A 17,612-nucleotide genomic window follows, 5' to 3' on the forward strand; every position below is an offset into this window, starting at 1 on the left:
TAAAAGCACCTTATAAACAAAAAAAGTAAATATGAAAACAGAAAAGACAAGACAATGGCCTTTGATCAAGGGCCTGTCCTTCGGTCCTGAGGCCAGTATTATGGCACTCTGTCTTTCGATAGCTGTACCCTACACGGGCTCCGCTGCATCAATAAGGAAAACAGACCGTCGTTTTGCCCCAACAGAAAAAGTTCCTTCCACAGTCGCGGATGTAATACGTCAACAGCGTACAATAAAAGGAAAAGTGCTGGATAATACAGGGCGCCCGCTACCTGGTGTGACAGTACGGGTCAAAAATACAACGCTGGAAACACAAACGGATCAGCAGGGTCAATTCGAGCTCAGGCTGATAGATGGAACTGTCGTACTGACGTTCTCTTCGCTGGGATTTGAAACCAGGGAAATGGCTGTTGCTGCCAATGAGGGAACTGTGAATGTGCAGCTGAACGACGCTTCGTCGAGTTTGGAAGAGGTCGTTGTCGTCGGTTACGGTACACAAAAGAAAGTAAACCTAACCGGTGCCGTGGCTACAGTGAGTGGCAAAGATATGATCAAACGGCCCGTTGTCAATACAGCTTCCATGCTGCAGGGGGCAGTGCCGGGTGTTCAGATCAATCAAGGGTCAGGAGAACCGGGCAATGAAGGCGTATCCATCCGCATTCGTGGTAAGGGCACCTTTAGCGGCGCCGGATCGGATCCCCTGGTGCTGATTGATGGTGTGCAGGGCAAATTCTCTGATGTCAATCCCAATGATATCGAAAATGTCAGTGTGCTGAAAGATGCCGCCTCCGCAGCAATCTACGGTTCGCGTGCAGCCAATGGCGTTATTCTGATCACGACAAAACAAGGAAAATCGGGAAAGACAACCGTTCAGTATGACGGTAATGTGGGTATCTATAAGCCTACAAAAATGTTTGATCTGATCACCAATTCGGCACAGTACATGGAACTGTACAACGAAGCGCGCAAGAATTCCAATCTCAACGATGGCCTATACCCCGCTGACGTGATCGCTGCCTACCGCAATAGCAATGATCCTGTTAAATATCCAAATACGGACTGGTTGGGACTTATTTTCCAAACTAAACCAACTTATACCCATAACCTCGGTATCCAGGGCGGAAACGAAAAGACAACTTTTAATGTTGGCTTGGGCTACGTCAATCAGGATGGAATGATCAAAGGTTTCAACTACGACCGTTATTCCGCCCGCCTCAATCTGACGACCAAAATCTCGGAAGGTATTAAATTCGGAACAAATATCTTGCTCAAAACTGGGCATACCGAATCTATCCCGGGCGGATCCAAAGACCTGTTCCTGTCGGCCATGTCGCAGGCACCAACTTATGGCCCATTTTTGCCGGATGGTAGCGGACGGTATACTTACAAAGCTTACGACTGGGAGTACAACAATAAAAACCCTATGGCGGTATTGGACCGGAAATTCACCTACAATACCGATGACTATGCGGCCAATTTGCAGGCTTGGATGGAGGTACAGCTGTTTAAGGGGCTTTCCTGGTACACCAAAGGGGCCTATAATTTCAATATGGACAAGTACAAGGATTATAAATCAACGTTAGATGAATATTACTACCATACGGGCACGCTCGGAACAACATTGGATTTGGGAAAGGGACTGACAGATCAGGATCAGCAGACCATTTACACCAACTTATTTACCTACCTGAACTATGATCGTGCGTTTGGGGCACACCACCTCAAAGCTCAGGCTGGATATAGTATTGAAAAAAGTAAGTATACTTACCTCCAGGGCTTCAGACAGAATTTTGTTGACGATACGCTAACAGAATTAAATGCCGGGGGATCGGATATTCAACGGGCAAACGGGACAGCCAACCAATGGGCGCTGATCTCTTATTTCGGCCGGTTGAACTATGATTATCAAGGGAAATACCTCTTGGAAGCCAATATGCGTTACGACGGTAGTTCCAAGTTTTACGGTAAAAACCGTTGGGCAGCCTTTCCTTCTTTCTCTGCAGGCTGGCGTGTATCGGAAGAATCGTTTGTCAAGGAATTCGCTTCCGGTTGGTTGGATAATTTGAAGATCCGTGGATCTTGGGGCCAACTTGGAAATCAGAATGTAGTGGATGTGAATGGCTATTCCTTAAATTATCCATACCAGCCTGTATTGGGACTTACCGGTAATTATTCATTTGATAACAATAGCCTGCAATCGGGGGTGGCACAGCAAAGACTGACCAACCCACTGATCAAATGGGAAACAACGACCATGACAGATGTCGGGGTAGATTTAAGCCTGTTCAAAAATTTGGATATTACTTTCGACTGGTATAAGAAACGGACAACCGATATCCTACGCCCGTCGCAGATCACGGCAATCGTCGGATTGGGCGCCCCAAATATCAATGACGGTATCGTTGAAAATAAAGGCATTGAATTAGGAATTACGTATCGTAATCAGCTTACCACGGGCGCATTGGAAGGTTTGCGCTATCAGCTAGGGGCAAACCTCGATCGTTTCAAAAACAAGCTGGTCAAATTTGGAGAACCTGAAATCGGCGGCTATACGATCAAAAAAAATGGCTATGCAATGGACAGCTTTTATACCTACGAAGTCATTGGCATATTCCAGTCAGAAGCAGAAGTAGCAGGTTCGCCTAAGCAGTTTAATGATAATACACTGCCCGGCGATCTGAAGTATCGGGATGTCAATGGTGACGGAAAAATAGATGCCAACGACAGAACAATGATAGCCGGTGTGGATCCAAAGCTGAACTATAGTTTTAATCTAAGTGCTAGTTTTAAGGGCTTTGACTTTTCGGCCCTATTACAAGGCGTATATGGCGTCAAATCCTATGTTTCGGGCTGGGGCGTAACCCCATTTGTACAAGGTAGCCCGCCGACAAAAGACTGGTTAGACCGTTGGACTCCTGAAAATCCTTCGACAACGATGCCCCGTATTTATTGGGGTTGGAGTGCTCCGGAGAAATTCAGCCGGGCTTCCAGCTATTTTATTCAGGATGCCTCATACTTCAGGTTGAAAAATCTCGTGTTAGGATATACTTTACCTGATGGGTTATTAAAAAAATATAAAATTGATCGCTTGCGGGTTTATTTTTCGGGTGATAATCTCCTTACTGCGACCAAATTTAAGGGCTTGGACCCTGAACGCTATGGAAATGGTGATCTGGTACAGTATCCACAAAACAAGATTTATTCATTTGGTGTACAAGTTAACTTTTAAGTGCTATGAAAAAGAAATTTATAACAGCGTTGATGCTATCCGGCCTATTTTTAGCTTCCTGTAACAGTGCCTTGGACCTCAACCCTTTGGATCAGATTGCTTCGGACAATTATTTTAGCAAAAAATCGGATTTTGATAATGCCTTGGCCGGTGTATATGCCTCGTTGCAGAGTGAAGCCTTTTCTTATGGGATGCCTTTCCGGGATTGTCTGACCGACAATGGCTACAATCAGTTCAATTCAGGTAGCGTCAATGAAATCGTCGGTGGGAACTTAAATCCGACCACCGGGGGCTACGAAACCGGTATTTATAACGATGCTTATGTAGGTATAGGACGTGCCAATCGCCTGATCGAGAAGCTTCAGGGCTACAACGGCTCGGATATGGACGATGCAGAGAAGAAAAATATGGAAGCCGAAGCCCGCTTTATCCGTGCTTTTGTGTATTTCCAATTGTACAGTATCTATGGTGAAGTGCCACTTGTGCTGACTCCCCTCAGTTTGGAGAATCAACGTCAGCCAAAGGAAAGTGCGGATAATATTCTGAAACAGATTCGGGCCGATCTGGATTTCGGGATCGCCAACTTAGCGGCTAAACCTTATTTCAACAATGGGGGACATGCGACTTCAAGTTCAGCAAAAGCCTTGAAAGCACGGGTTTTACTGTTTGCGGCTTATGGTGACAAAGGGGTGCCCGATTTAGCAATTTTGAAAGAGGTAAAAGATTTATGCACCGATGTCATGAAAGAGTATACCCTGAGTACGGCTTTTGAAAATGTCTTTCGCGACGCAACACAGAAGAACAATCCCGAGATTATCTTTTCGGTCAATTTTCTGGCACCGAATAATACAGCCCCTTGGGACATGTACCTAGGCGATTGGATAGCAGCTTCGCCGTTGCAAAACCTCGTGGATACCTATGAATGCAAAGATGGCCTGCCTTTTGGTGAATCTCCGCTGACGGACCGGGCCAATTCGTTTAAAGATCGGGATCCGCGGTTGAGCAAAACAATTTTTGTGGACCATCCCGACTTTGGCGGCGGTAAGATCCATACACCGTCCAATCCGCGGCCTACGGGTTATGGGGTGCTGAAGTTCCTGGATCCGGCCAACCTACCCTTTGGCTTTTCAACATTGAGCCAACAGGATGCGGTTGTATTGCGCTTTGGAGAGGTGCTGCTGATGTATGCCGAAGCACAAAATGAAATCGCCGGGCCAGATCCATCGGTTTACGCTGCCATGAATACCCTAAGGAGCCGCGTCCAGATGCCTGGGTTCCCTGCCGGTTATACCAAGGAAAAAATGCGTGACCGTATCCGCCATGAAAGAAGAGTAGAACTTGCTTTCGAAGGACTGCGGCATTACGATCTGATTCGTTGGCATATAGCGGGTGAAGTACTCAATGCAGTCAAAGACAGTAAAGTGCCCTATCATTTTGAAGACAAATTTTACCGTTGGCCATTGCCACAAACAGAAATTGAGAAAAGCGCAGGTGTGTTAATTCAGAATCCAAACTATAAATAATAAGATTATTGCCTTCTTTTAAATCGGCAATTTCCTAAACCAACCACAGCAGCGCGCACGAAGTCGTTTCGGGCGCGCTTTTTTTGCCGATAAAGATTATTGTAAAGGAATCAGCACATTTTGTTCCAGACGTACAGGAACATGTTTGATTGACGTAAAACCGTCTTCTTTGGTGACAATATTAGAAAGGTCCAAACCCCGTTTGGAAAATGTACTGAGTAAAGCAGTCCGAAAGGCAGCTTTAGATGAACCCCAACCTTGCCCCACAACCACATCATTGTTGAGCTGTATGAGTTCGTCCAGGGAATAATAACTGAACTTTTCAAGTAAATGCTGATAAAGGTTTGCTGTTGTAGCCATACAATCTAAAAATTTAAAAGATTAAACCATAAACTGTATCCAGATTTGTGGGGAAATAAGCGTCATCAAACGTTTATTTTGGTCGAAAACCCGTATTAATTTACCACCGCGGTGTCTGCACTCGGTTGGTATTGCCTAATGCAATTCTGAATACTCTATAAAATTAGTAGATTTTTTTGGTTTAAAAAAATTAATACAGTATTTTTTTAAATTTATGCTTTATATTCTCATTTCATTGACCGTTTGGTTGACAATAGGTTTTAAGTCAGCTTTATCATGTTACTGTAATCTCACCGAAAATACTTTAAAAAGCAATGATAAGACGATACTTTTGCGGCATGAATAGAATTGCGGAAATTAACCAATACATTGCGGCTGAACGCGAAGTATTATTGCAGCACCCTTTATATACAAAGATCACAACGGTCAAGAGGCTTTGTGCTTTTACAGAGGGGCACGTCTATGCGGTATGGGATTTTATGTCGTTGCTAAAAGCCTTGCAGATAAAATTGACATGTACAACGTTACCCTGGTTTGCAAGCGAGCATCCGTCGACGCGTTATTTGATTAATGAAATTGTATTGGCTGAAGAATCTGACGAATATATCGATGGCCGCCGTTTAAGTCATTTTGAGATGTATCTGGATGCCATGAGTAAAATGGGCGCTGATCTGCACCTGATCAATAAGTTCATCGTCAATGCAAAGCAGTCCAAAAATATTTTTGAGGCTATCGCGCAGACAACTTTGGACAAGCGCATTAAAGACTTTCTTAATTTTACCTTTGAAGTGATCGAAGAAGGACAGGTTCACAAAATTGCCGCTGCCTTTACTTTTGGCAGGGAAGATCTTATTCCGGGGATGTTCACCTCGATTTTGCAAAAACTAAAAGGCAACTTCCCTGAATCAGATCTGGATCACTTTATCTACTATTTTCAACGCCACATTGATCTGGACGGAGATGAACATGGCCCGCTGGCGATGCAGATGATCACTGACCTCGGTAAAGACAATGATCAGATCTGGCACGAAATGAAACTGGTAAGTAAAGCGGCGCTCCAAAAACGGATTGAGCTCTGGAACGCCATAGAAGATTCCTTATAATTGGGAATCTTCTATCATTTAACCGCCTGTGTAAAGAAACTGTTTATAATATACTGACGTTGTCGCGACAGACCCACGTGATGACTGGGCAAAAAGCCGCTGTAAATTTACCTCCGAACGTAGGAGAACATTTCACTTTTTCAATAGATAATCGGCTACGGCCTGATAAGCGGGCAGAGAATACTTATCATTAGCCGAATTGGACGCTATGGGATGGGAAGCGAATCGAACGATGACCATTTCCGCTTTCGGATCGATGTAGATCGTCTGTCCATGGACGCCGCGCGCGCAGAACGCACCATCCCTGTTGTGGCTCACCCACCACATGTTTTTATAACTCCAATGCTTCAGATTGGTATAGCCTGCCTTTTCAAAAGCGGCCTGACTTCCGCCCGAACGGATAGATTCGACTACTTTCTTTGCGAGAATCTGTTTTCCGTTAAAATAACCTCCATTGCGTATCATCTCGCCAAACATGGCCATATCACGCAAATTCGCATTAAAACCGCCACCTGCGAAACATATACCTGCCGCATCGATTTGATAATATCCATCCACATTGGCCCCCATAGGTTGCCAAACTTTTTCGGATAGGATTTCAGACAGGGGTTTATTTAATATGCGGGATATCATCCAGCCCATCACATCAGTATTGACTGTTTTATATCCAAATGCCTCACCATGCAGGCCTTTTTTTCTAACTGTTTTCAGATAATCGAAATAGTTTGCGGGCTCGTGAGGAGATCTTTGGAGCTGGAATGGATCGCCTGCTTTAGAGAAGGCCCATATTTCAGCTTTGGGGTCAGCATAGTCCTCGCTGAAGTCTAAGCCTGTGGTCATATCCAGTACCTGACGTATAGTCGCATCAGCAAAAGCTGAATGTTCGAGTTCGGGCAGGTAATCCCGACAATACTTGTTTTCATCCAGAAGACCCTCCGCAACGAGCTGGGCTGCTAGTGTGCCTGTCAAAGTTTTACTGACGGACATCGCGGCATGTACGCCACGCTGGGTCAATGCACCGAAATATTTTTCATAAATAATACGCCCCCGATGTAAGATAATAATACCATCCGTATAATTTTTTTGCAGTGAGGCTGCCCAATTGATTGTTTCTGCTTCTCCAAGGGGTTGGAAAATGATGTTATCTATGGCCGGGTCCTCCGTCTTCGAAAAGGTATAGCGGTCAGCCCTGGCAGAAGCAACGACTTTGGTGGGGAAGAACTGGCGCATATGGCATACACTATAGCGTAACGCCGGAAACTTAAAAAATGTGCCGTCCAAAGCCGAAATGATGCGATCCTGCGACGGTGGAAATCCCTGCATCCAGCCGAGTTTAACAGGGTCGGAATCTGCAGCGGATGGAAATTCTTGTGCCCAGCTTATTTGTATCAGGAGCGGCAGAATGAATAAGATGGCTTTTTTCATAATTATCTAAATTGGCAATACGTTATAAATAAATTATGTGAAACACTTATTTATATTTATAAGAAGAAAAGCCCATGTATTGTTTTATTTACTTATAATAAAGTGCGTCTTTTCTTGCCATACGACAAGTACAGCATGCGTTAAATCAGCTAATTTTGAAAAGAATCAGACGCATCGCGTCTTTAATGCTATGAACCATGGATAAACCAACATCAACAAAGCTAGAAGTCATTATTCCTGCATACCGGATGCACAGTCAAAGTTTTATCAATGTGCTGGACGGTATTTCGGAAGAGCATGCACGCCAACGTATTAACGGACAGACCAACCACATCGTGTGGATGGCCGGTAATTTTGTCAATGTACGTTATGGGATTGCATATGTCCTGGGGCTTCAGGAAGAAGATCCCTATCACGACTTATTTTTTATGGGTAAAACCTTGGACGAACAGTTTCAGTACCCCAGTTTAAAAGAATTGAAGGATAGCTTTTATGCCATTTCACCCAAAGTTTATCGCCGCTTACTCGAGGTGGATGATGCGGAACTGGCCGCAATTTTCAAAATCGATATGAACATCCCTTTTGTTGAAGAGAATAAGCTCAACTTTATTGGTATGTGCATAGGACGGCAGGACTATCTTTGTGGCCAGATGGCGCTGATGCGGCGGATTCTCAACTATCCGGGAATGAAATACGAAATGAACGAAAATATAACCTACTAGAATCCTGATAGCATAAGCCGGCGTTTTGCGTATAGGACACTAGCTTATGCTACCAATAGCTCCTTACTTCAGATAAGGCAAAACTTCATCGATACGTCGAAGGGCAATAAAGCGTTCGTTTTTTATATTCAGTTCATGCTGTTCATGAGCCCAGGTAATGTGGTAAGGGATGTGAACGCCAAAACCACCGATTTGGAGTACTGGAAGGATGTCTGATCGAAGGGAATTGCCGAGCATCATAAACTGATCGGGCGGACAGTCCAGATGTTTGAGTAATTTATAATAGTCTTTTTCGTTTTTATCACTCATGATTTCGATATGATGAAAATAATCTTCCAATCCCGATTTTTTTAACTTCCGTTCTTGATCCAGTAGGTCGCCTTTAGTAGCAACAACCAGTCTATAATGATCCTTTAACTGTTCAAGCGTTTCAGTGACACCCGGAAGTAGCTCAATGGGTTTCTGCAATAAGTCATGTCCGATGGCAATAATTTGATTAACAATTGGAATGGAAATCGTATGCTCTGAAATTCGACTGGCAGTCTCTATCATACATAATATAAAACCCTTGATGCCATAACCATACAGGCACAGGTTTTTCATTTCGGTAGCGAAAAGTTCCTGTGAGACCGTATGCTGTGGTAGGTAGTTTTCTAAAAGCCTGCAAAATTGTCTTTCTGCTTCCTGAAAATAGGATTCGTTAGCCCATAAGGTATCGTCTGCATCGAATGCGATAGTTGTAATCGTATTTTTCATTTTTACTTTTGTATTTTTATCATGCGAATTTCAGAAAAGGAGGTTCGCGGAAAAAGGACATTTGTCCCACGGGCTATGTTAAGAACAAATCAGTCATTTTTAGATCGCGCTAAGCAACTTTACGACCAGCAGGAGCGGAAGGACGCTATCGTCGTTCGGCATTACCGCAAAGGGCAGCATTTATTCCATCAAGATGAGCCGTCCACGAAAGTTATGGTCATCAGTAGGGGGATTGCCAAATGTTATTTTACGGAGGCTAATGACAAGGTCTATATCGTGGAGTTTCTTTCGACAGGAGAGATTGTAGGAGAGATTGAGTGTATACGGAACATTTCATGTTTATGCAGTGTTCAAGCGATGACCGAAGTAACTGTTTATGCGTTTTCCCTGCCCTATTTCCGATCCTTGCTGAATCAGGACATTGTGCTGAGCAATAAATTGCTCGAAGTGATGGCACAACGTATTGTTCAAACTTCTAGCCGCGCATCCTACCAGCAGTTATATACCTTGGCACACAGTTTAAGCCGTTTATTGCAGATGCAATCCCAGTTGCGAATCACGATCTCCAAAGAGGATATGGCTGCATATTTGGGTATTTCTGTACGAAGCTTAAATCGGGAGTTAAACAAAGTGCACTAATGGTGTAATCTGTTGCCTGCATCGCACTGCAGGCAACAGATGAGATTTTATTCACTGCCTTTAACCGTACAGATGACGCCGCTATATTTATCGTGGTCTGCGCCGATATAGATTAGATCTACGCTTTTCTTATTGGCTTCCTGCAACTGATCCCGCAGTAGCTTTAAATCTATTTTCTCTATTTTTTCGTTCCAGTCACTGACAGCTTGCGGTTTGATGGATGCCATATGTGCCATGTCAAATAGAGCATGTTCTGTATCTAATTTTTTGGATCGTTGGACAAATAATGTGTCCCCGGCTATTTTATTGATCTTTATCCACCCAGCAGGAACGCCATCGATACCTTCAGCATTGCTGTTTGTGAAAAATGTTGCCGCATACAGTTGGCCCGCGCTCAGATGCTGCAGCTGTTCAAATAGTCTTACGGTTTCCTGCTTACGCTGCTGATTGGCCATTTTATTCTTTACTCCGTAAATGGCAGCCCAAATTAAAATGCCGGCAAATACAAGAAGGAAGCCCTTCCAAAGCTGAAAGTAAGGGATCGCATGCTCTTTTTTAAAGGATTTGATTTCGGCCTTTAGTTCATCAGAATACCTGCGGGCATGGATCAGTTTGCCATGCTCATCGTACAATCTTGATATTTTGACCATCCCACCGCCAAATGGCATTCCGATAAATTTTCGGGCCGGAGTAATGATCTGCAAGGTAAAGTTTCGGCTCTCGTTTTCCTGTTTTAACGTTGTTGTAATCTTTTTTTCGGCTAGTACAAAGTCGTAAATACTGTAAATGAATAACATAGTTTTGTGATTTTTCTGAAGCCCCATACAGGGGAGGACAAAAGTAAAAAGAATTAATGAAAACTTTGGCGAAGCTGGCAACTATGGTCCAAAGTTGTCTTGGAATATTGGAAGAAAATTAATTAAATTACCAGCATTCTACTATTATCTTATAAATACAAAGATGGATATGAATAAAGGGTGTATCGGGATATACTTAAAACTGAGTTTGTTGTTTATGATTGTAACAAAGTCCGTGCTGGGACAGGAAATAGATCAGTCTGCCCTGGACAAAACATTGCAGAAATTCTATTCTGACAGCAGCGCTCCGGGGATTGCTGTCCAAATTAGTCAAGCTGGTCTGATGAAGTATCATTACGAAACAGGGGTGGCGGATATGAAAACTAAACAAAAAATTACGCAAAATACCCATTTTCGTATGGCATCTGTCAGTAAACAGGTAACAGCACAGGCTATATATAATCTATTCGAACAAGGAAGACTTAAGCCAACAGACCCTTTGTCCCTCTTTTTTAGGGACCTTCCGGTGGCTCTGCAACATATCACTGTCGGACAACTGCTGCAGCATAGTTCAGGTATAATAGATTATGAAGAATTGATACCAGAGGCGCGTACCGCCCAGGTGTCGGACGCGGATGTGCTGGAATATGTTAAGCAAGCAAATCATGGTTATTTCCCCGCCGGTAGCCAGTTTCGGTATAGTAATACGGGATATTGTCTGTTGGCTTTAATTGTAGAGCAGGTATCAAAAATGTCTTTTGCTCAGTTTGTCAAAGATCAGCTCTTTGATCGTATAGGTATACACGGCGGCACAGTGTATAGCGAAGATGTTGACATTCCTGAGCGCGCCTTTGGCTATCACCAAACGGGGAAAAGCTTTGGTTTTGCAGATCAAAGTGTAACGAGTGCAACCCAAGGAGATGGGGGAGTTTATTTTTCTAGTTCGGCCTATCACCAGTGGGCTAATTATTTGCTTCAAAAACGTTTTCAGGATCTTCATTGGAAAGATTTGCTCTGTCACGGAAGCATGGTGGTAAGGGATGGCATCGCCTACGGTATGGGCTGGTTTGTAGCTCCTGCGGGGACTAATAAGATTTTCTTTCATTCGGGGGAATCTACTGGTTTTCATAACATCGTGTATATAGACCAACAAAAGAGGCTTGTTGTCACCTTATTTAGCAATCGCGATGATCTATTGATTGCAGATGCATTTGATTCGCTGCTGGACGTCCTCAAAATCGAAAAGCCATTTGAGGCAATGGGAAACAATCAAACCTTATTTGGATGGCTTAATGCTGTGTACGCAAACCAAGAAGGAGAACACTGACCTTTTTCTTTTCAAGAGGAAAGTTAAGTATTTTGCGGCTATGTTCGTTTTAAGATCAGCTTTTCTGTCGGAACGTCATCTTCTACACCGAGGAAAAATGATTCAAATCCAAATTTAACCAACAATGCTCTAGAGGCTGCGTTATCCGGATCTATGATACCTACAATATCTTTTTGAGCATTAATGCGGCTAGCCCTAGCAAGCATAGATTCGCAGATTTTGGTGCCAATACCTTGCCCCCAGAATCTTTTCTGAAGCAGATAGCCAATTTCGAAGACACTAGGGTCTTTTTTGTAAGACACTAATTTGCAGTCTCCCAAAAAAAGTTGCCTATCTAGGCTGATGACCTTAAAATAGCCTAAGTGTGGGGTTGCATTGATTTCAAGAATGGCATTAAATTTATCTTCTGCCTGCTTCGAGGTCAGGCCCTTACCTGAAATATATCGCATGATTTCATCGTCCTTCACTAACTCTCTAAACATGTGGAAGTCTGGAGGGGTGTATTTTTCAAATGCTAATTCCATATAAGTAGTAAAATATGTTCCTAACGCCAAGTTTTAAGCGACAGTTCTTATGAACGTGTCAGCTTCCTGATCGCTTCGTCCCGTGTAGCAACAAAGTTGATCTTTTTACGTTTGTTGCTTTCAAAAATAAAGTCATTCAAGCTTTTGCTATTGTAGCGTTCAAAGTCGCCGACAATCGCAATATCAAAATCATATAGCGTGTATTTTTGAAGGATATCGCCTGCCAGCCGGGTTTTGAGCTCAAAGAAATCTGGAGAGATATTTTCCTGATAGAGTATTGCTTTGTAAGCCTGAACTCCACCGCAATCCGCCATAATCTGTAGACCGTCTTCAAGATCTTTTAAAAGTATACCGTCACCGCTTACTTCAGCGATATGTTCGTCGTTGAGTTTTAGAATATCGATTTTCATAGCTGGGTGGGATTTTGAAATTGATTTATAATTTTGATTGTACATCATTCATTTTTAGCGTCATAGATATAGCATCGGTTTGAATCCAGGCAGCATATTCATCGATTGCTTTTAAACGGAGCTCATCTGAAATATATCCTTCTGTTACCATTTGTTTCGATTGTGCGACTTTGATCCAGATACCCAGATTGGTTTCGAAATGCTCCTCTCCGCGGGTGTAAGTCTGATCAGCGTTGATTATTTCCACTGCTGTAAAACCTTGTTGGTACAACAGCGGTGCAATTTCATCGGCGACACGGTTATTCATACCGGCATCTTCACGCCATCGAAGAAAAGTCTGATAAAATTCGAGCATGCTTGCCGGCGGTTCTGGATCCCATTCGATCTCCGTATGATTGTAGTCAAGGATAGAAAGCTGGCCATGGGGCTTTAACCATGATTTAAACTGCCGTATCGCCTTTGGAATATCCCTTAACCACTGCATAGTACGTGCGGTCATTATCAGATCAAATTGATGGGGTGGCTGGTAGTTGAATATATCATCGCAAATCAGCGTAAGATTGTTTGTTCCACCATATTGCCGACTGCCATCAGCGATAAAAGCCTCCGTGTTATCCAAACCGATCACAGGACCAGGGGCAATACGAGAAGCAACCTCATTGGAAAGTGTTCCTGTGCCGCAGCCAACATCCAATACAGTCAACCCAGGCTTCAACAGGGGCAGAATGGTGCGATAATCACGGACCAGTGTCCGTCTCTCAAATATTTTATTCGCCTGCTGATCTTTTCTATCAATAAATTTTTCTTTCATGGGACTGATTTAGTCTGTTATAAATATAGACTTTTTTATGTAAAGTAAGCTTTTGATATACTAGGCTTTTTAATCGCTTAATATTCAAAGTGACGAGTTTTCGGTGCAAACAGGTGTTTGTCAGGAATGCAGATATGAGAATTTTTTTGAGGTAGGTTTCAACGCGATATCAAGAATTAAAAGCGGAATATTTTATTTGTGATTAAAAAAAATTATATTAGTAGGGATAAGTATTGATGTTTACTGAAACCTAATTTTATAAAATTGCTATTACGATGAGAATAACCAAAATCTTTGCCCCAATCTGTTGCGCACTTCTGTTATCAGCTTGTTCTTCCAGTTATTTGATGACCATTAATGGTGAAAATGTAAAAAAAAATGAAGACAACGGTCATTTTTCTTTTAGTAATGACACTTTACAAGTTGATTATTCGTTTGCCGGCAAAGATGGGAAAGTGTATCTGAAAATAGCGAATAAGCTCGACCAGCCACTTTTGTGGAACCTAAAGAGCTCCGCGCTAATCGTTAATGGCAAGGCATTTAGCTATGCTGGGGACAATATTTCAGTGTCGGGAAAAGTTGATGGTACCGTATCGAGCGTAGGAGATAGAAGTTCCAATATATACCAGGAGGATTGGATCCGTGGATATTTTAACGGTACTATAGACGTACCAAAAGATATTGTTCTTATTCCACCACACGCTTATGTGGAGGGCAGCTACTTTGATCTCCGAAACGATATCAAGGAGATCACAAAGTCTGCAAAAAAGGAAAAGGTACATATGTATGATCTTGACGGTGAAAGTTATGCGGTAAAATTTGTCCGGTTTACGCCCAACGAATCTCCGTATAATTTGCGAAGCTATCTGATGTTTTCGGTACTGTCTGGTGAGCACCCACTGGCTTCGGCTCTTGACCACCGGTTTTATGCGCAGCAATTGATGCAAACTGGGACAGTGTCCCTTAATAGTATTCCAGAGGTACATGAAAAGAGGGGGGATGTCATGGTTTTTAAAGAAAAGAAAGGCCAAAATGCTTTGCTTCTAGGCGGTGTAGTGGCATTGACGGCAGCAGCAGCTGCGGTTGATGATAAACAAACTGAGTAGTATATTATTGACCGAAGGCGTGAAGATGTGATCACATAGAGTACAGGGAGATTACCACTTTTCCTGTAAGAGGGTTTCCAGTTGTTTAATTTCCTCCTGATACATGGTTTTCTTCCTCGTACCAAAATATAGAATGTTTTCCACAGGCGAGATACCCTCCCAGACCAGTTTAATTTTCCCCGTCGCGATGGCCTCAGCACATAAGAAATCGGGTACAATGGAAAATCCCTTATTATTGCTCAAACAGCGTATAATGGAGCTGATATTCGGAACAATGTAATTGGGACTGAAGTCCGGATGTTCACCAAAATGAGTTGACCAAAAATTCTTTAAGTGGTCCATATCCGCTGCCGTACTATACCAAAGTTGTTTTTTCAGAAGCTGCGCCGCGCTTTTGATAGCGCCACTTCCTAATAAACCTTCTAATTCAGCGGTATCGGTTTCATTGCCCGCGATCAGCACAATCCGTTCCTTGGAAAATGGGCGGTACTGTAAGTTTTGCTGGTTGCCTTTTTGCGGTGTTATGATCAGGTCTAATAAACCATTATCCAAATCCTGCTGCATTTGGGGATATTCGCCAAACTTGATAATTAGGTTAAATGGTAACTGCGCGATATGCTCTTCAAGCGTATATTGAAAAGTTTCGAAACACATGCCAACACTGACCGTGATACGCTCATCCAAAGCACGTTTGTGGAAATGCTGCTCGCCCGTTTCCAGCTTTTTCAGCGGGTCAATTACATAATTATATAATATTTTACCCTTCTCCGTTGGTACCATTTTTCTCGCAGAGCGATCAAAGAGTTTATGGCCTGTAAACGCTTCCAACGAATTCAGGTGAAGGCTTACGCCTGGCTGCGATATAAACAGCTCCTGTGCCGCAGCTGACAGTGTGCCAGTTTCATAAATTGATTTGAACGTCCGCAACCATTCTAAATTCCATTTCATGACTATAATTTTAATTATACAAATATACAATTTAAATTATTTTTATGATTTAAAAATATGATAGAAATTTGTAGTATCAATAATAAAAATAATAGAATGAACATATTTATTATCAATGGCGGACAGGAATTCGCCCACTCAGGTGGTACTTTCAATGCTACCATCACAAATTGGACGGTACAAACTTTGTTGAACTATGGTTTTGAAACACGGGTGACTAACGTCAATGATACATTTGATCCGATGCTTGAAGTGGAAAATTTTAAATGGGCAGACATCATTGTTTATCACTTTCCCGTTTGGTGGTTTCAGGTGCCTAATCGTTTGAAGCTTTATATCGACGAGGTGTTTACGGCGGGACATAACAATGGCATCTATAAAAATGACGGGCGTTCGCGTAAAAATCCAGCTATAAATTACGGTCGGGGTGGTCTAATGCACGGTAAAAAATACTTTGTGACAACAAGTTGGAATGCTCCAGATACAGCTTTTACGCTAGAAGGTGAGTTTTTTGATCAACGCCCGGTGGATGAAGGGATCTTATTTGGCTTTCACAAAATGAATCAATTTGCTGGATTGGAGCATATAGGTAGTTTTCATTTTCATGACATGGAGAAAGGAGCGACGCAAGAACGTGTGACGCTTTACGAAAGGGATTATAAGCAGTATCTGGAAGCAGCGTTTGAACTTGAAAATCAACTATTATGAGCATTATAACGCCGGAGCCTGCACACGGGGACAAGGTGGTTTTAGTATTGAACAATAGAACAATATGGTTGTGGCAAGCGGTAGGAGACTGGGTTGTATTCTACTCAGCCCGTGTTACCATAATAATTTTATGTGTTTCTTTTTCCACCCCTAAATGGAGTCTGGTCTTTTGATGGTAGCTTTTTTGCAAGAGGTCCATTTGCCCGGTTGTGGTCCGTTTATCTTTTTGATCGAACCAGAAGGAGGCGGCCATTATGCCGATCTGCATACGGTAAGTTGAATCCTGCTCTGGTACAATCTGTTCGATCACTTGGTTTTCGTACCATATCAGATTCTTGTCGTTTCTTTTGACGGAGCAGGACAAAAGAAGCAGCATGGCTATGCCTGCAGTTCCCAGTTTTGGAAAGCACTGTCGTATATTTTTCATCAATGCGCCTTTTGGGACTAAATTTACGATTTTTTGTCTATTCGACGGCCGTATCCGTGATTCTCCATTAAAATCTGCCTTCATTTTATAACCGTGGCCGGAGGTAGGCTGGCGCCCGAAATAAAATTAGTTGGTACCCACATTTTTTTTCATCATAATATCTGTTTGTTCATCATCTCCTAGTCTAAAAATATGCTTATCGAAGGCTACAAAGCCGTTCTTTTCATAGAAGCGAATGGCCCGGTGATTTTCTTCCCAGACGCCGAGCCATATTGACTGGGCTTTCATTTGGTGCGCAATTTCTATTGCTTTTTCAAGTAAAAGCTGGCCTATCTTCAAGCCCTGGAATTCCTGCAGCACATAGATTCGTTCAATCTCGAGTGTATGTTCATGTTGCAATTCTGTTTGCGCATGGCCAGTATTGATTTTAAGATACCCAACAATCTGATTTTGATGTTGCGCAAAATAGAATACTGAACCGTCCGTGTTCATCTCCAACAATAATTTTTCTTTGGAAAATCCTTCGTTTAGGTATCGTTCCATATTATCCACGGTATTAACTTCCGAAAAGGTTTCAACAAAGGTCTTTTTACCTATAGCCTGTAATCGGGCGACATCCTTGAACGATGCCTTTACGATTGTTATTTTATGTGTATTCTTGTTCATTGACTGTATACTGTTTTCTCATGGTCTATCTATACCACTTCATCTTATCAACCACGTAGATCCAAATCTAAGATTAAAAAAAAGGTGATCGCTGGTCCAGCTTTAATAAAGTTAACAGTCCAGTGTATTTG

Annotated in this window: 18 protein-coding genes and 1 riboswitch; of the genes, 8 read left to right on the forward strand and 10 right to left on the reverse strand. The window is 42.6% G+C overall.

What is annotated here, in order from left to right; genetic code table 11:
- Positions 1–31 precede the first annotated feature (31 nt).
- Both K7A41_RS20590 and K7A41_RS20595 read left to right on the forward strand, forming a co-directional pair.
- Entirely contained in the window at positions 32–3,229 is a 3,198-nt protein-coding gene (locus K7A41_RS20590) for a SusC/RagA family TonB-linked outer membrane protein (RefSeq protein WP_265715275.1), read from the forward strand.
- A 5-nt stretch (positions 3,230–3,234) separates the two neighbouring features.
- Positions 3,235–4,752: a RagB/SusD family nutrient uptake outer membrane protein gene (locus K7A41_RS20595; RefSeq protein ID WP_265715276.1), complete on the forward strand. Its 1,518-nt coding sequence runs from the start codon at positions 3,235–3,237 to the stop codon at positions 4,750–4,752.
- 96 nt (positions 4,753–4,848) lie between these two features.
- On the opposite strand, the gene K7A41_RS20600 is transcribed toward K7A41_RS20595, so the two are convergent.
- A complete protein-coding gene (locus tag K7A41_RS20600) occupies positions 4,849–5,112 on the reverse strand; it encodes a 5-oxoprolinase (protein ID WP_028070072.1) in 264 nt (87 codons plus the stop codon).
- Between the two features lie 64 nt (positions 5,113–5,176).
- Positions 5,177–5,271, reverse strand: a riboswitch (SAM-I-IV-variant riboswitch).
- A gap of 179 nt (positions 5,272–5,450) precedes the next feature.
- On the opposite strand from K7A41_RS20600, the gene K7A41_RS20605 reads away from it, so the two are divergent.
- Entirely contained in the window at positions 5,451–6,215 is a 765-nt protein-coding gene (locus tag K7A41_RS20605; protein WP_265715278.1) for a DUF3050 domain-containing protein, read from the forward strand.
- Between the two features lie 132 nt (positions 6,216–6,347).
- On the opposite strand, the gene K7A41_RS20610 is transcribed toward K7A41_RS20605, so the two are convergent.
- Positions 6,348–7,640 carry a serine hydrolase domain-containing protein gene (locus K7A41_RS20610; protein WP_265715280.1) on the reverse strand — a complete coding sequence of 431 codons (1,293 nt, stop codon included), beginning with the start codon at positions 7,638–7,640 and terminating at the stop codon, positions 6,348–6,350.
- Between the two features lie 197 nt (positions 7,641–7,837).
- Here K7A41_RS20610 and K7A41_RS20615 point away from each other — a divergent pair, with 197 nt between their 5' ends.
- Complete coding sequence (locus tag K7A41_RS20615; RefSeq protein WP_028070075.1) at positions 7,838–8,362, forward strand: hypothetical protein; 525 nt, start codon at positions 7,838–7,840, stop codon at positions 8,360–8,362.
- A 63-nt stretch (positions 8,363–8,425) separates the two neighbouring features.
- On the opposite strand, the gene K7A41_RS20620 is transcribed toward K7A41_RS20615, so the two are convergent.
- Positions 8,426–9,118 (reverse strand): HAD family hydrolase, encoded by a 693-nt coding sequence (locus K7A41_RS20620; RefSeq protein WP_265715282.1) that lies wholly within the window; start codon positions 9,116–9,118, stop codon positions 8,426–8,428.
- 75 nt (positions 9,119–9,193) lie between these two features.
- Here K7A41_RS20620 and K7A41_RS20625 point away from each other — a divergent pair, with 75 nt between their 5' ends.
- Positions 9,194–9,757, forward strand: a complete 564-nt coding sequence (locus K7A41_RS20625; RefSeq protein ID WP_265715283.1) for a Crp/Fnr family transcriptional regulator — start codon at positions 9,194–9,196, stop codon at positions 9,755–9,757.
- A 47-nt stretch (positions 9,758–9,804) separates the two neighbouring features.
- Here the strand turns inward: K7A41_RS20625 and K7A41_RS20630 are convergent, their stop codons facing one another.
- A complete protein-coding gene (locus tag K7A41_RS20630; RefSeq protein WP_265715284.1) occupies positions 9,805–10,554 on the reverse strand; it encodes a hypothetical protein in 750 nt (249 codons plus the stop codon).
- Positions 10,555–10,771: 217 nt separating this feature from the next.
- Here K7A41_RS20630 and K7A41_RS20635 point away from each other — a divergent pair, with 217 nt between their 5' ends.
- A complete protein-coding gene (locus K7A41_RS20635) occupies positions 10,772–11,881 on the forward strand; it encodes a serine hydrolase domain-containing protein (protein WP_265715285.1) in 1,110 nt (369 codons plus the stop codon).
- A gap of 38 nt (positions 11,882–11,919) precedes the next feature.
- Here K7A41_RS20635 and K7A41_RS20640 read toward each other — a convergent pair whose 3' ends face one another.
- From K7A41_RS20640 to K7A41_RS20650, 3 genes are read right to left on the reverse strand one after another with little or no spacing between them, the layout of a single operon-like run.
- Positions 11,920–12,405 carry a GNAT family N-acetyltransferase gene (locus K7A41_RS20640; RefSeq protein WP_265715286.1) on the reverse strand — a complete coding sequence of 162 codons (486 nt, stop codon included), beginning with the start codon at positions 12,403–12,405 and terminating at the stop codon, positions 11,920–11,922.
- Between the two features lie 47 nt (positions 12,406–12,452).
- The gene (locus tag K7A41_RS20645) at positions 12,453–12,815 is read right to left on the reverse strand and encodes a DUF4180 domain-containing protein (protein WP_028070080.1); all 363 of its coding nucleotides are present in this window, start codon (positions 12,813–12,815) and stop codon (positions 12,453–12,455) included.
- Between the two features lie 25 nt (positions 12,816–12,840).
- Positions 12,841–13,626 carry a class I SAM-dependent methyltransferase gene (locus tag K7A41_RS20650; protein WP_265715287.1) on the reverse strand — a complete coding sequence of 262 codons (786 nt, stop codon included), beginning with the start codon at positions 13,624–13,626 and terminating at the stop codon, positions 12,841–12,843.
- 275 nt (positions 13,627–13,901) lie between these two features.
- On the opposite strand from K7A41_RS20650, the gene K7A41_RS20655 reads away from it, so the two are divergent.
- Positions 13,902–14,732, forward strand: a complete 831-nt coding sequence (locus K7A41_RS20655) for a hypothetical protein (protein WP_265715288.1) — start codon at positions 13,902–13,904, stop codon at positions 14,730–14,732.
- A 51-nt stretch (positions 14,733–14,783) separates the two neighbouring features.
- Here the strand turns inward: K7A41_RS20655 and K7A41_RS20660 are convergent, their stop codons facing one another.
- Positions 14,784–15,680, reverse strand: coding sequence for a LysR family transcriptional regulator (locus tag K7A41_RS20660; protein ID WP_265715289.1), 897 nt, complete (start codon positions 15,678–15,680; stop codon positions 14,784–14,786).
- A 96-nt stretch (positions 15,681–15,776) separates the two neighbouring features.
- On the opposite strand from K7A41_RS20660, the gene K7A41_RS20665 reads away from it, so the two are divergent.
- Entirely contained in the window at positions 15,777–16,388 is a 612-nt protein-coding gene (locus K7A41_RS20665; protein ID WP_265715290.1) for an NAD(P)H-dependent oxidoreductase, read from the forward strand.
- 100 nt (positions 16,389–16,488) lie between these two features.
- On the opposite strand, the gene K7A41_RS20670 is transcribed toward K7A41_RS20665, so the two are convergent.
- Both K7A41_RS20670 and K7A41_RS20675 read right to left on the reverse strand, forming a co-directional pair.
- Positions 16,489–16,815, reverse strand: a complete 327-nt coding sequence (locus K7A41_RS20670) for a hypothetical protein (protein WP_265715291.1) — start codon at positions 16,813–16,815, stop codon at positions 16,489–16,491.
- A gap of 126 nt (positions 16,816–16,941) precedes the next feature.
- Positions 16,942–17,481: a GNAT family N-acetyltransferase gene (locus tag K7A41_RS20675; RefSeq protein WP_265715292.1), complete on the reverse strand. Its 540-nt coding sequence runs from the start codon at positions 17,479–17,481 to the stop codon at positions 16,942–16,944.
- Positions 17,482–17,612: the final 131 nt, after the last annotated feature.

The organism is Sphingobacterium sp. InxBP1 (genome assembly GCF_026191775.1).
Taxonomy (GTDB): domain Bacteria; phylum Bacteroidota; class Bacteroidia; order Sphingobacteriales; family Sphingobacteriaceae; genus Sphingobacterium; species Sphingobacterium thalpophilum.